General features: G+C 46.3%; 12 protein-coding genes. 11 read left to right on the top strand and 1 reads right to left on the bottom strand.

The annotated features are described in order from the left end of the window. The first annotated feature begins 66 nt into the window (after nucleotides 1-66). Together BM210_RS14270 and trpB are read left to right on the top strand one after the other, a co-directional pair. Nucleotides 67-2,712 carry a metallophosphoesterase gene (locus BM210_RS14270; protein WP_177237810.1) on the top strand — a complete coding sequence of 882 codons (2,646 nt, stop codon included), beginning with the start codon at nucleotides 67-69 and terminating at the stop codon, nucleotides 2,710-2,712. 258 nt (nucleotides 2,713-2,970) lie between these two features. Next, on the top strand, nucleotides 2,971-4,134 hold the full coding sequence (gene trpB, locus BM210_RS14265) for a tryptophan synthase subunit beta (RefSeq protein WP_091169208.1): 1,164 nt from the start codon (nucleotides 2,971-2,973) through the stop codon (nucleotides 4,132-4,134). 106 nt (nucleotides 4,135-4,240) lie between these two features. Here the strand turns inward: trpB and BM210_RS14260 are convergent, their stop codons facing one another. Then, a complete protein-coding gene (locus BM210_RS14260) occupies nucleotides 4,241-5,278 on the bottom strand; it encodes a phosphatidylinositol-specific phospholipase C/glycerophosphodiester phosphodiesterase family protein (RefSeq protein WP_091169206.1) in 1,038 nt (345 codons plus the stop codon). Nucleotides 5,279-5,686: 408 nt separating this feature from the next. On the opposite strand from BM210_RS14260, the gene BM210_RS14255 reads away from it, so the two are divergent. The 9 genes from BM210_RS14255 to BM210_RS14215 all read left to right on the top strand — a co-directional run bounded on the left by BM210_RS14255 (nucleotide 5,687) and on the right by BM210_RS14215 (nucleotide 14,357). Next, nucleotides 5,687-6,724: a metallophosphoesterase family protein gene (locus BM210_RS14255; RefSeq protein ID WP_091169203.1), complete on the top strand. Its 1,038-nt coding sequence runs from the start codon at nucleotides 5,687-5,689 to the stop codon at nucleotides 6,722-6,724. Nucleotides 6,725-6,737: 13 nt separating this feature from the next. Further along, nucleotides 6,738-7,304 carry a hypothetical protein gene (locus BM210_RS14250; protein WP_256223599.1) on the top strand — a complete coding sequence of 189 codons (567 nt, stop codon included), beginning with the start codon at nucleotides 6,738-6,740 and terminating at the stop codon, nucleotides 7,302-7,304. A gap of 63 nt (nucleotides 7,305-7,367) precedes the next feature. After that, on the top strand, nucleotides 7,368-7,838 hold the full coding sequence (locus BM210_RS14245) for a hypothetical protein (RefSeq protein ID WP_256223598.1): 471 nt from the start codon (nucleotides 7,368-7,370) through the stop codon (nucleotides 7,836-7,838). 115 nt (nucleotides 7,839-7,953) lie between these two features. Further along, the gene (locus BM210_RS14240) at nucleotides 7,954-9,396 is read left to right on the top strand and encodes a hypothetical protein (RefSeq protein WP_091169201.1); all 1,443 of its coding nucleotides are present in this window, start codon (nucleotides 7,954-7,956) and stop codon (nucleotides 9,394-9,396) included. Nucleotides 9,397-9,429: 33 nt separating this feature from the next. Then, nucleotides 9,430-9,885 (top strand): hypothetical protein, encoded by a 456-nt coding sequence (locus tag BM210_RS14235; RefSeq protein ID WP_091169199.1) that lies wholly within the window; start codon nucleotides 9,430-9,432, stop codon nucleotides 9,883-9,885. 38 nt (nucleotides 9,886-9,923) lie between these two features. Then, entirely contained in the window at nucleotides 9,924-11,336 is a 1,413-nt protein-coding gene (gene melA / locus BM210_RS14230; protein ID WP_091169196.1) for an alpha-galactosidase, read from the top strand. 202 nt (nucleotides 11,337-11,538) lie between these two features. After that, a complete protein-coding gene (locus tag BM210_RS14225) occupies nucleotides 11,539-12,165 on the top strand; it encodes a TrkA C-terminal domain-containing protein (protein ID WP_091169424.1) in 627 nt (208 codons plus the stop codon). Nucleotides 12,166-12,532: 367 nt separating this feature from the next. Next, on the top strand, nucleotides 12,533-13,690 hold the full coding sequence (locus tag BM210_RS14220) for an ABC transporter ATP-binding protein (RefSeq protein WP_091169193.1): 1,158 nt from the start codon (nucleotides 12,533-12,535) through the stop codon (nucleotides 13,688-13,690). Then, the gene (locus tag BM210_RS14215) at nucleotides 13,677-14,357 is read left to right on the top strand and encodes an ABC transporter permease (RefSeq protein WP_091169191.1); all 681 of its coding nucleotides are present in this window, start codon (nucleotides 13,677-13,679) and stop codon (nucleotides 14,355-14,357) included. Before BM210_RS14220 ends, BM210_RS14215 begins: the two co-directional genes overlap by 14 nt. Nucleotide 14,358: the final 1 nt, after the last annotated feature.

Below are 14,358 nucleotides of genomic sequence, written 5' to 3'. Positions count from 1 at the left end.
CATTCAGATATAGAGTGGTATACAATAAAACTCATCATGGATTGTGCTACGGAGGGAGGTTTCACCTTGGAAAATCAGCCGCGGTTTAATGGATTGCAAAAAACTGTGCTTATCCTGTTTACGGCGTTGGCACTAGTCGGCTTACTGGGGATTATTCGCTGGCTTGCGATAGATGGCTTCTTCAAAATAGGGATTCCGCAGGTTTCGGCGAACGATAAGAGCCTTACCCTATCGTTAGATAATGGCGATATCGTAAGAGGAAGTAAAGGGATCATAGCATCAGGAAGCAGCCCGGACACCAAGCTTAGCTTGCTCATTGATGATGTGAAGGTTACTGCCAAACCGGTTATGCAGCAGCAAGCCATGCTTACTATTGAAGCGGATGGAATGAAATCGGGCGATGGTTATAAAAATTCGATATGGGTGAATGACAAGCTTGCCTATACCTTCGATAAAAATATTACAGGCTTCACCAAATTAACAATTCCGATCAAAGTCGAGCTGCTGCAGCAGGGGAATAATAAAATCACATTGCGGGCAGGCAGCAAAAAAGCGCCTGATGATAAAGAAGGTGATCATGATGTATGGAAATTCCGTGCCCTGAAGCTTGAGCTTGGGGACGGAACGGTTCTGGATGATCCTAATTACAAGACGGCTACTGTATATACGGTTGGAGCCGCTCCTGGTGTAGCACAGGACCCAACAGCGTTTCAAAAGGAATTTAATTATGTGATCAAGGACGATAAATACCGCAGTGTATATTATTTATGGGATACGCTAGAACTGCCTGAAACCAATCATAAGGTCGAATTGATTGCAGAGGATGGAACGGATAAAAAAGCTAAAACGGTTGTCGTTCAAGTTGATAATACAGCACCGGTTCTTGAGATTGTTTCTCCTGTCGAAGGCAGAACCTATAAGAATCGGATTGCCGTTAATGTGAAATCAAACGATGCGATATCCGGTACCGCTTCTGTTGTCGCTAAGCTGGATGGCAAGGTTATCGAGCTGCCGGCGGAGCTGCAAACTGCGGAGCTGCCGGTTGGAGCGCATAAGCTTGAAGTGAGTACGGCGGATAAGGCAGGAAATGAACGCAACAGTACGGTCAATTTTCAAGTATTGAATGAAATGCCGGAGCTGCCCAATAATCCTGCTCCAGCTGATCGCTCGTCGATTTCAACCGCTGCGCTCAAGCTCAGCGTTCAGGTGAATGACTCGACCAACGATCCGTTGGATGTATCCTTTTACAAAGCTCAGCGTTACGATCTGAGCGATGCAGGCAAGCATGAGGCACTAACCCATGCGGTGGATCGGGAGCCTCCTCTTGAATTGGTGCCGCAGGGTGAGCTCATGATGACCGACGAACAGCGCTCACTGGTTGCCGTCAGAGACGGGAAATATTTGGTTAATGATAATAAAGAAAAATTTCCTTATCATCGATTTACTTTTGATGTGGGCAATGATCCTTTAACTGATGCAGATATCGTATGGACCGGGCATTCTCTGTCCGATCGGCTGGTCACGATGTACGTATGGAATTTTGATACCCAGCTATGGGAAGACATAGACTCCAACAGAGGCACAGAGGATTTTACACTCAGAGGGAAAATAAAACCAGCCCAGATGGTGCGCAGCGGCAAGGTTGAGGTACTGGTACAGGATCGCATACCAACGACGGGGGAGTACGATTTTGCTTTCCTGTGGATGACAGATACCCAATACTACTCGGAGTCGTTTCCGAAAATTTATGATTTGATGACCAAATGGACAGTGGACCATTGGAAGGAAAAAAAGTTCAGCTATATGGTGCATACCGGGGATATTGTTAACAACTGGAACAGCAAGGCCGAATGGGAGAATGCTTCAAAAAGTATGAAAACGCTCGATGACGCACGGATTCCTTATGGTATCGTTGCAGGCAATCACGATGTTGCTTATGATGTTGGCAACTACGAGGAGTTTTGGAAATATTTTGGACGTGAGCGATATATTAAGCAGCCTACCTTTGGCGGGGATTTGAATAATAACCGGGATCATTATGATCTGGTTTCGGTCAAGGGTAACGACTTTGTTATCGTTTATCTCGGTTGGGTGATTGATCAAAAAACGTTTGATTGGGCCAAAAGTGTACTCAAAAAATATGCGGACCGTAATGCTATTATCGCGACGCATGAATATTTGAAACCGAGCAAAGCTTATTATGGTCAAGGCCGCGGGATTTATGAACAGCTTGTGGAACCGAATCCGAATGTGTTTATGGTGCTGGGCGGTCATAATCCCGGAGTTGCCTATAATATCAAGAAAATAGGGGACCGCAATGTGCTGGAACTGCTGAGCGATTACCAGAATGGGCCAGAAGGTGGGCAAGGCTATATGCGGTTTCTGCAATTTGATTTGCAAAATAAGCAGCTATTCGTCAATACGTATTCCCCATATTTGAATAAATACAACTTTTTCAAAGCAGATGATGACGAATTCATACTGCCGCTAAATCTGAAACCGATCGAAAAGCAGGTGGCAACCGATTATATCGGCATTTATTCCAGAACGAATGAGCTGATCGGCAAAGTATCGAAGGTTCCGAGCGGAAATACTGCGACGGTTCCATATCCGAACACACAGCCGGGGCAAAGCTACTCCTGGTTCGCTATAGCGCGTGATGAGTACGGAGGTTTTAGCCGATCGGATGTATGGTCCTTTACAACCAGGTAAAGTCTGATGAGGGATGCTCTCATCATCAATATTGGGACGAATTGTTTCCACTCTGGCTATGAATCATAAATAAAGAAGTCTCCGTTTTCCGTGTGCTAGTGGGAAACAGAGGCTTCTTCGTTCATAAGTGTCAAGATAATGGCCAAACCTATCTTTGTATGAACAGAACTACAATCTGGCTCAGGCTAATGCAAAATGTCCATTTAATATGTTAATATAAAATTATCATTTATTATCCAATTAATGGAGGTATACTCAATGAGTCATGAGCAATTTGATGAAGGATATTTTGGGGAGTTTGGAGGCAGTTTTATCCCTCCTGAATTACAGGAAGTAATGAATTACCTGAGTGCACAATTCTACAAATACAAAGAAGATCCCGAATTCAATGAAGAACTGCGTTATTACTTGCGAGAGTACGTCGGTCGTGAAAATCCGCTGACCTTCGCTCAACAAATAACAGATGCGTGGGGCGGCGCCAAGGTTTACTTGAAACGCGAGGACCTTAACCATACCGGTGCACACAAAATCAATAACGTAGTAGGTCAAATTCTTCTTGCGAAACGCATGGGAGTTAAACGAGTAATTGCCGAGACTGGTGCTGGTCAGCATGGAGTCGCAACCGCTACGGCATGCGCCATGTTTAAGATGGAGTGCGTAATCTACATGGGATCCGAAGATATGCGCCGTCAGGCGCTTAATGTATTCCGAATGGAGCTGCTTGGAGCTACCGTCGTTGCAGTCGATAAGGGTCAAGGTCGTCTAAAAGACGCAGTAGATGAAGCGCTGAACGATTTAGTGCAAAACTATCAAAATACGTTCTATTTGCTTGGTTCGGCTGTAGGGCCTCATCCGTTCCCATCTATGGTTAAACATTTCCAGTCTATTATTAGTGAAGAATCCAAGCGTCAGATTCTCGAGAAAGAAGGTCGTCTTCCTGATGCGGTAATTGCTTGCGTTGGCGGGGGAAGTAATGCCATTGGTGCTTTTGCACACTATTTGGACGAGTCTTCTGTACGATTAATTGGCGTAGAGCCAGAACAGGCTCCGACTTTAACAGAGGGAGTCCCAAGCATTATTCACGGTTTTAAATGTTTGGTGCTGCTTGATGAGCAAGGCAATCCGAAACCAACCTATTCAATTGCAGCAGGACTAGATTACCCTGGAATTGGTCCAGAGCACAGCCACCTGAAAGTTTCCGGACGTGCAGAATATTATGCCGTTAGCAATGAGGAAGTATTAGCAGCATTTCAAGAGCTCTCCCGGACAGAAGGTATCATCCCTGCACTTGAAAGCGCACATGCCGTTGCTTATGCCAAAAAGCTAGCTCCAACAATGGGCAAGGATCAGATCATAATCATTAACTTGTCCGGTCGCGGGGATAAAGACGTGGAGCAAGTATTCCATATGCTTAAGAAATAATGAATAGCTGTCTAGAAATCCGGCTGCAACACCAAATAATCCCTTCGCCACTCGGCGTTGGGATTATTTGGTGTTGTCTATTCGGGTGACCGTAAACAGATTTTGTTTAGCTATTAAACAGCTTACCTAACAGCAGCTTTATCTTTTCCCACGTAGTTGTAGCAGGAGCTGTGCTCTGTTCTGTAAGGACCGTGTCGGCTGATGCTATTGAAACCGAATTGTCTAGCTGCGTAGTATTTACAGTGGATTTCTCTGCATCGGGCTGACCAGCCGCAAGCAAGGGTGCTTCATCAATTCCAAGATCCTTATAGCTAAGAAAATCCGTGTAGACACCATGCACACCTATTCTCATCAATTTTTTCACATCCTTCACCTTATTCAAGGAATGGACGTAGGTGACCACATCGACATCACTCAAATCCTTGATAAAGGACTTTGTAGCTCTTTCCTCAGGCATTGCTACTACGTGGACATCATGTTCTTTTACAAATTGTACAACTTCTGCTGGCTCCATAGAAGTCAAATAGAGTGAGAAAATGACATGCTTGAAAGGGATAATCTCCCGAACCGTATCCAACATTTCCGGAGAATAGATTTCGGGAATAAAACGGTCAATTAAGGTTGGGTCAATTCGATTTATCGTATCACGTATAAGGGTGAACTGCTGCTTAACCAGCTCGGGATCGGTTTCCTTGGTGTCAGTAATAAAGTAAACATCCGGATATTTTTTACTTAAGCGGGCAACATCGGCAAAAGAAAGCGGCGTATAGTTTTCAAGAATTTTATAGCTCTTGAACTCCTTCAGCGTTAGCGGCTCCTCCAGCTTTTCTGCAGGTATATCTTGTTCGAATTTGGTAGCCAGATAGCCCATCCAATCATGACGCGCGGCCAACAGACCGTCTTTGGTAATGGAGAAATCAACCTCGAAAAGCCGCTGCCCTTTATCGTAATTCGTTTGGAAAGCCTCAAGGCTATTCGTATAATCGACTCCATCAATGCCGCCAAGGGCATGAGCGATCAAAGGGAAACGGGTCCAGTCTTCATTGGCAGCAGGCTCTGCTGCAGTTGCGGGAACAGCTTGCATGGGGATGATAAGCGACAGTAACAAAGTAAATGGGATACATGCTTTTAAAATGCGTTTCATATCATTTTCCACCTTTCTGATTTCATCAATACTATCCAAATGTACGGCTCTCTATCTCTAAGGGGTCTTCGTTAATTGTTATTACCCATTTGAAGTCAGGTTGCATGAATAAAATCGCGGATTTATCGCATTTTACAAATCTTTTACAACTGGAGGGCAGTTTCAGACTTTGAATTGTTGTGTTTTATTCAGGTTAGCAAACTAATTTGAACGTAGAATGAATGTTGGCTGAATATTTGCTGAATATGGAAAATATTGGGTTGAATAATTCCGTTCTGCAGAGTCTTGTTCTTGGTAGGGTACGAAAAAATATGTTAGTATAAAAGGGACTTAAACGTCCGTTAATGCTGCATTCAGCAGTTCTGACCCTTTTGGTTAGACAAAGAAAGGAAGTGGAGGCTCATGCACATGAAACCTCGTAGAATCTGGGTTACAGATCTGAGATTTGTATGGCTGTTAGCGGGATTGATCCTATTGGCAGGATGCTCGTTCGGATCGCCGACCTCCAACAATCAAACACCTCATCATGAAAATTCGGGAGTGACAGCCCGTCCAGCAGATGGTGTTAATTCAGGCACTAACCCTGAGACAACAACCAAACCATTTAGATTTGTTGTGATGGGAGACAGCCGCGGATCGTCCAACGGTATTAATGAGGTCACCCTGCGGAGCCTTTTAGATAAAATTAAAGGTTTAAAGCCGATGCCCGAATTTCTGATGTTTACTGGAGATCAGGTCGTTGGAGGCTCTGATGTTGGCAAACAACTGGGGGCATGGACGCGATTGGTGGATGATTACTTTCCCATGACCTCCGTCTATCCAGCACTTGGCAATCATGAGCACGATGAAAAAATATTTACAGAAGCCTTTCCCATGCTGCCTAAGGAGCAGCTGCCAGGCTATCAAAAAACCGTATATGCATTTGACTATGGAAATGCACGATTTATAACATTAAACTCGGATCGTAAAAATGCCGCAGATCACTATGTGATAGATGAACAACAGCGGACATGGCTGGAAAATCAGCTGAAAACCAGTGGCAGCAAACACATATTTGTGCAATTTCATGTACCGGCCTATCCAATTGGAGCCCATTTGGGCAGCTCATTGGATGCTGAGCCTGCTGACCGTGATGCACTTTGGTCGCTTTTGGACAAATATAAGGTAACTGCTGTACTTGTGGGGCACGAACATAACTATAACCGTAGAAAAGTGGACGCAAGCTTTGATGGCAGCGGTTATCATTTTGTGAATTCGATATATCAGCTGACGATAGGTGGAGCAGGTGCGCCCTTATATAATGGAGGCAAGGAAACCAAGCAGGTCGTTGTAGGCCCGAAAGCAAGCTATCATTATATGATTGTCGATGTGGATGGCAGTAAAGCAACCTTTAAAGTATATGATTTACAACAAAATGAAATTGATTCGTTCATAGTTGAGCGATAGGAAGCGGTGAAGCATGAAGATAGGTCCACAGTTCCGGGATTTGGCGGTTGCGCAAGGGTTTATTGCCATTATCCTGTTTCTTCTTATCCCGCTTGCCAACGCATTTGGCGGACCGAGTGCTAATCGGATGGCAGGCATATTACATGGGGTAGGAGCTTCCATGACTCTTCTGGTCGCAACCTATACGTGGCATGCCTACTACATGTACGTTCGTGGCGTACAAGGTGCAAGATTGAAGCTGGAATTGCGGCTGCTGGTGACGAATATCCTGGTTCTGCTGACTGTCATAATCGGGAATTGGCTGTATATCGGCTATCAGTCTCCGGAAGGTGCTTCCGAGTGGTTCAAGCTGCATCTACCATTCGGTCATTGGGTGGTTATGGAATATAAGGAATTTGTCTCCTTGCTGACGATCCCTTGCGGAATCACAGCCGCTGTGTTCTTGAGGAGATTTGCTTCTAGCGGAGACGGAAGGCAGGAAATACGCTATGCGGTCGGTGTACTGCTGTCGATGATGTGGCTTTGCTTACTGATCGGATTTGTATTTGGCTTGGTATTGTCTAAGTGGAAGGGTGTCTGATAGAGGACAAGCATAGGATGAACCCCAGAGGAAAAAGAATTGAATCCATTAGAAGGTACCCTAATGCATGCAGCAAGAGATGGATGGCAGGATGAATCCGGTCTTGAAGCTGGGAATGAAATTGGAATAGAAACTGTACACGACGAAGGAGACCTTGATACTATGGTGACAAATGGAGGCGCCACCTCGCCCCGTTCCGGTGAGGTCGTTGCGGGTATGCTGGCGGCTTTACTCGGTATGGCAGCATTAACGGCAGCACACTGGTGGAGTGCTGCTGATCCTGCCACAGCTAATTTGTTTCTAATACGGCTAAGCTCTTGGCTGCCGGGTGGGCTGCGCATAGGTCCCTATGGCGGCAAGGAAATAACGGCGCTCGCTGTTTGGCTGGGAAGCTGGATTCTATTATTCGTTACACTGAAGTGGTTTGAGCTGCGTTTGCGGTTCTGGACTCTGTTCTTTACGATCGGGATGATGATTCTGCTCGTGCTGCTGTGGCCGCCCGTGTATCACAAAATATATGGTTGGCCGACTTAATTGGATGATAGGATTCCGATGTACCCTCGTGGAATCCATGTACATAATGGTATCCTGTTTATAGGAGAAAATTACATATGAAATAGGAAAGTGAGCAGGACAGGAGATGGTGGACATGAAGAGCCGTGAAGAACGTATTACAGATAAGATGAATAGAAAAGGCGGCTATCTGATCACTTTGCTGTGTCTGTTATTGTTTGTCACTTTGCTCGGTACCTTGCTGTGGTCAATACCACCTGTGGCTGGCCGATTTGAATCGGCTCCATCTGCAGAAAGCTCTGTTTGGACGATGGCCTATCTGGAGGATGAAGGTATTGCCTATGTAGATACGCTAAGCGAACAAATGAAGCAAAATAGCGATGTTTTGTTTTTTGCCGGACCTGCAGCGCTAGCTGGAAAGGTGGAGCGCTCCGGGGCTGTTCCAGCTCCAAGGGTGTTCTTCCCGGTGTGGGACGGGTCGGCAACAGAGGCCAATATGGCTGTTCGTTTCACCCATATACCTGAGGATCAGCTGACAGGCTATGGAAGGTCTGCTTATTTCGTTGATTTTGGCGAGGCGCGGTTTTGGTTTCTGAACGCGGAGCGGCTGGAAGCGGAGCCAGCCGTGCAGCTCGCATGGCTGAAGCGGACGGCGGAGCAGAATCCGCGGCTGCACCGGCTCGTGCTCATGAACAAGGAGCCGCAGCAGCCCGAGGTTTGGCGCGGGCTCGCGGATAGCGGCGCCGAGCTGGTGTTGATCGGCGCGAAGGCTTACGCGCCGGAGGCTGCTGTAACCGAACGGCCGCAGGCCGGTTACAGCAGCACCTCCGCCCACCCGGGGTGGGCGGAATGGACCATGAGCAGCCCCGCAGGCGGGCTGCTCATGGTCCAGGGCCGGGGCAGCCGGCTGGAAGCGGCGGCTGCGGGCAGCGCCGGTCGCGCAGCGGACCGGCTAGCACTGGATGCAGCCGGGCTGCGCCAATCGGCTGCTGTGCAAGAGCGCGCGGCGATTAGTATCGGCGCGATGTGGAAGTACCACGCCGGCGGCCCCGACGTGCGCACCGTACTCCCGCAGGGGCTGGACCTGACCGGCGAGCAGCCGCTCGTCGCCCAGAGCCCGCTGCCGCGAGAAGACTGGCGCAGTGCCGCATATCCCGACACAGATTGGGGCTGGGCTAGAGCTCCTTTCGGACGTTCACGGGAAAGCGTGTCCCGACGCAGTATCGCAACGACGCTTCCAGCCCAAGAACAATCGCCTGCTTACTATTTCCGTAAATCATTCGTTGTGGATGAAGACCCTGCGGAGATGAAAGAATGGATGCTGCGAGTAGCTTTTGAGGATGGCTTCATCGCCTATCTCAACGGGATCGAAATTGCCCGTGATTCCATACGGGAGGGCTTGGTCGATTACCGTTCAGTAGCTATTCCCCATCAGGGTGGGTTATTTGAAGACTATCCACTCACGAATCAAAGGAATGTGTTGGTGAAAGGCTTGAACACGCTAGCTATTGAGGTTCACGGCAGCCATCCACAGACACCTGAATGGTGGTTTGACGCAAGCCTGACCTATAAGAAATAAGAAATGATGAGAACCGCAGGGAGGGAGAAGCTTATGAGTAATCATAGAACTGCATATCGATCAGCTTCATACTATTTTCGGTTGTCCTCGAAGGAATCGGGTATGCGGAGCAGCTTTCAACCTGCGGTGAGATGGATGGGTTTCGTTCTTGTCCTTCTGCTCTTGCTGCTGGAGCTGAACGCTTGCAGCTTATTACCTAACCCGCGAAGCACGGACAGCACAGATTTGCTGGCGGCACTTACGTTTTCTTCGACGAATATGATGATTGACAACGGCAATGATTTTGTCTGGAAAGGCGTTACACTGCGTCTCAATAATGATTATCTTTTAACAATCGATTTGATGCCGCGTGGCATTACGAGTGTGTCCCTGGCTGAGTTTCAGGATGTACAAGGGCAGCCTTTCAATCCGCATAGCATGACGCCGCATCAGTTGAATATCCAGGCACAGGCTGGATTTGAAAGCAAGCCGGGCAGTTTCAATTGGTGATAATACTAAATCGTAAAACCGTTGGGGAGGAAATCCGTATGAGAAAAATCGCAATCATTGGTGCGGGAAGTATTGTTTTTTGTAAAACATTGATTCTGGATATGATGGCGACAGAAGCCTTGGAGGAAACGACCTTTTATTTGATGGCGCCATCTACCGGCAAAACGTCACAAGTGGAAGCGTTCGCAAATCGTGTAATCAAGGAAAATGGCTTGAAATCAAAAATTGTCGTGACGACAGATCGGCGTGAAGCGCTCGCTGGTGCCAATTACGTGATAAGCTCGTTTCAAATTGGCGGATTGAATGTGTACGAAACCGATTATACGATTCCTCTGCGATACGGTGTAGATCAATGTATCGGGGATACGCTGGGGCCAGGAGGCATATTCCGAGCCATGCGCAGCATACCCGTCATACTCGAAATCGCACGCGAGATGGAGGAGCTGTGTCCACAGGCTACACTGTTGAATTACGTGAACCCGATGGCGATGGTATGCTGGGCGCTGGGCGAAACTAAGGTCAAGTTCGTGGGGCTGTGCCATGGCGTACAGACGACTTTGGATTTAATATCCGGTTATGTGGGTGTGCCTAAGGATGAGATTGATTTCTTATGTGCTGGCATTAATCACATGGGCTGGTTTACTAAAATTGAACACCGTGGCAACGATTTGTATCCAATCCTGAGGGAGCGCTTTGAGCAGCCCGAGTATTATGTGAATGAGAAAGTGAGAGGCGAGGTGTTCCGTCATTTTAATTATTTTATGACCGAATCGACGGGTCATCTATCCGAATACGTGCCTTGGTTCCGTAAAAATGCGAAAGCGCTGGAGCTTTACTGCGATGAACCCGCATTCGGTGGTGAATCCGGTGCCTATTACAATTGGTGCAAATATGTATACAGCAAATATGGCGAGCAGGACATATTAGCAGGTGAATCCTACAGTCTTCCGCCACGGAGCGTGGAATACTGCGCTTATATCATTGAAGCTCTGGAGACTGGAAAGGCGTTTAAATTCAATGGAAATTTACGAAATAATGGAATGATCACGAATCTGCCTGCCGACTGCTGTGCCGAGGGTCCCATATTTGCTGACCGCAACGGCTTAAACCGTGTCGTTGTTGGCGACCTGCCGCCACAATGTGCAGCATTAAACCTAACGAATATTAACGTCCAAAGGTTAGCGGTGATGGCTGCCAAATCTGGCGACCCGGAAACGCTCGTTCAGGCTTGTGCGTTGGATCCGCTGACATCGGCTGTGCTTACGCTGAAAGAAACACGAGAGATGGTTTCGGAAATGCTTGAAGCGCAGCGGGCTTGGCTGCCTCAATTCGCAGGCAGATCTGTCCGCCAAACACCTTCCATCTTTATCCCGGCTAATGTACAGCGGGCCGATGTTCCGGTAGATCCAGCTCTTGCAGTCATTTCACGGTTCGGCGAGCTTTCCAAATAGGGGATGCATACAGAGGAGCTTATAGGCTTCTCTGTATTCCGTTTCAATGATGGATTTCAGACATCCATGACTGCATCCGTTAATGGGAATAAGACATGTTGCATAGAGCTTTGCGTTTACCTTATTATATCAAGGAGAGTAGTATGTTGTGTGCATGATTCCTTTGGTAAACAAGGGCATGCGCGAAGAAAGGGCGGGGAAGATGCAAGAGGTCACAGGTTATAAGTCAATAGCGCTCGATATTGCCCAAAGAATTGTTAGTGGGGAGTTTCCCGTCCAAAGTAAAATTTCCGGTCGCTCCTTATTGGCAAGTCAATATCAGGTCTCCCCTGAAACGATTCGTAAAGCAATCGGTCTGCTGAAGGATGAGAACATCGTTTTCGTTTCACAGGGAAAAGAGATCGTTATTGTATCGGATCTAAACGCTTTTGACTATATAACCAGGAATAACTACCTGAAATCGGTATATTCGCTCAAACAGGAATTGCAGCTGTTATTAGTTCATAAAAAAGAGATCGATAGCAAGTTTGAGGTGCTGCTTACGGGGATTATCAATGCATCAGATCGACTGCAAAATTTGAAACCCTATCATCCAGTGGAAATAAAGGTGACAGATATTTCTCATGTTGTCGGTAAGACCATTGCTAATCTTCAATTTTGGCAAAATACAGGGGCAACCATTGTAGCACTGCGTAGGGGGACACAAGTGTCTATTTCACCGGGCCCCCATGTTATTCTAAGAGAAAACGATGTTCTTGTTGTCGTGGGGGATGGACAAGTTCAAGAAAGAACCGAGCATTTTCTCAATACTTCCATTTTGGAAGAATAAATAGGTGTTTTTCTGAGGACTGTTAAGTGGCTTTGTATGCCATTGAACAGTCTTCTTTTTCGTTATCGTAGATTGATTTTCCTGTTCAACAAACAACTTTAAATCAATAACAAGGTTGTCAGTTGATCATCTGTTTGGTATAGTATGAATATCTTATTGGAACGGTGCTTCCCATTACGTACATTTATTGCTACTTCTACTTTTCCTTTTTGTTTCCAAATAAGACAAATGTACAGAGACTACTGCTTAGTGCCAAGTAGCCTTTTACTGCTGCGCCAACAATTAAGGATTGAATGGGAGGGATTACCTTACAAACCGTTTTTCCATTTTGAGTTTAGAGCCCAATATAGAAAAGGTGGTTACCTGTATGATTCAATTTAAAGGAGTAAACAAGGTTTATGATGATGGTCATAAGGTGTTAAAGGATATCAATCTGGAGATTAAGGAAGGCGAGATTACGGTACTGATTGGCCCGAGCGGCTGTGGGAAAACAACCACGATGAAATTAATTAATCGATTAATTAACCCATCCTCAGGTGAAATCAAGATTCGCCAGAACGATATTTCCACATTGAATCCCATGGAGCTTAGAAGAAAGATCGGTTATGTCATTCAAAATATTGGTTTATTCCCGCATATGACGATTGCTCAAAACGTAGGTGTTGTCCCTCGTCTTCTGAAGTGGGATAAACCAAAAATCGAGGCTAGGGTCGAAGAGCTCCTTAAGCTTGTTGGTTTAAATCCTGAAATCTATCGGAACCGCTATCCGTCGGAATTGAGTGGTGGACAACAGCAGCGGATTGGTGTGATACGAGCTTTAGCCGCAAACCCAGCCGTAATCCTCATGGATGAACCCTTTAGTGCACTTGATCCGATCAGTCGTGAACAGCTGCAGGATGAATTGGTTCGTTTGCAGCAGGAGATCAAAAAGACGATCGTATTCGTCACGCATGATATGGACGAGGCGATCAAAATTGCTGACACGATAATTTTGATGAAGGATGGTGAAATTGTTCAAACCGGTCATCCGGAGCATATTTTGCGCCATCCCGCCAACGATTTTGTGAAAAGCTTTATTGGCCAAAAAAGATTGCAATCGCAAAATGTTTTGGAAGCTCCGACGGTCGATGAGGTCATAGTAGATAATCCAGCTACTGCTTTTCCTTCGAGAGGTTTGGCAGCAGCAATGAAAATAATGGAGAAGCGACGTGTAGATTCTTTATTGATTGTAGACAAAAACAACAAACTACAGGGTTCCGTCTCGATCTATCGTGTCCTTGATCAATATGGGGAAGAAAGCAAAACCGTAGCCGATGTTATGAAGCCGGTGGAGCACGTCGTGCTGACAGGGACTTCGCTCTCTGTTGCCTTAAACATGATGACCGAACATCAATTATCCAATTTGGCAGTTGTACGAGATGACTATCAGTTCGTTGGACTTATCACGAGAGGGTCCGTTGTTAGTCTTATGGCGGATATGTATTCTTCTGAAATCATTGGGGGCGATGCCCATGCTGCAATCTAATTTTTTCACGAAATACCTTCAATTTTTGCAGGAAAGATACCCCGATATTTTAATTGCTACGCGTGACCATTTGACTATTTCTGCAGTTTCTATCGTTCTGGGCACCGTGGTAGCCGTTCCATTAGGTATGTTTCTGGCAAAGAATCAGATCAAATGGCTTCATACCTTCATTTTTACAATCACGAATGTTTTTCAGACCATTCCAAGTCTGGCTCTGTTGGCTATTATGATTCCACTACTGGGGATCGGTGTGAAACCAGCCATATTCGCCTTATTTCTATATTCCTTACTGCCTATTCTTCGAAATACGTATGCAGGTTTTCATTCTGTCGATCATTCGATTGTGGAATCGGCCCGGGGCATGGGATACAGTTCGATCCAGCGGTTGCTGCTTATTCAGCTGCCTTTAGCTTTCCCTTACATCATGTCTGGTCTAAGGATGACAACGGTCTATATTATTAGCTGGACCACGTTAGCAGCATTAATAGGAGCAGGTGGACTGGGAGAACTCATCGTCTCTGGTATCGGTGTCAATAAGGAAGAGCTTATTATTTCGGGTGCTGTTTCCGCTATTATTCTGGCCTTGCTGGCCGATCGAATTCTGGGCAGTATTGAAAAACGGGTTTTCCGTAAAGCCAAATCGTCAATTAACACATCTACGGTTTGAA

The organism is Paenibacillus sp. 1_12, from assembly GCF_900114475.1.
Classification (GTDB): Bacteria; Bacillota; Bacilli; order Paenibacillales; family NBRC-103111; genus Paenibacillus_S.
Note: the sequence above shows the minus strand (reverse complement) of the source record. Positions and strands in the feature narration are given on the sequence as shown.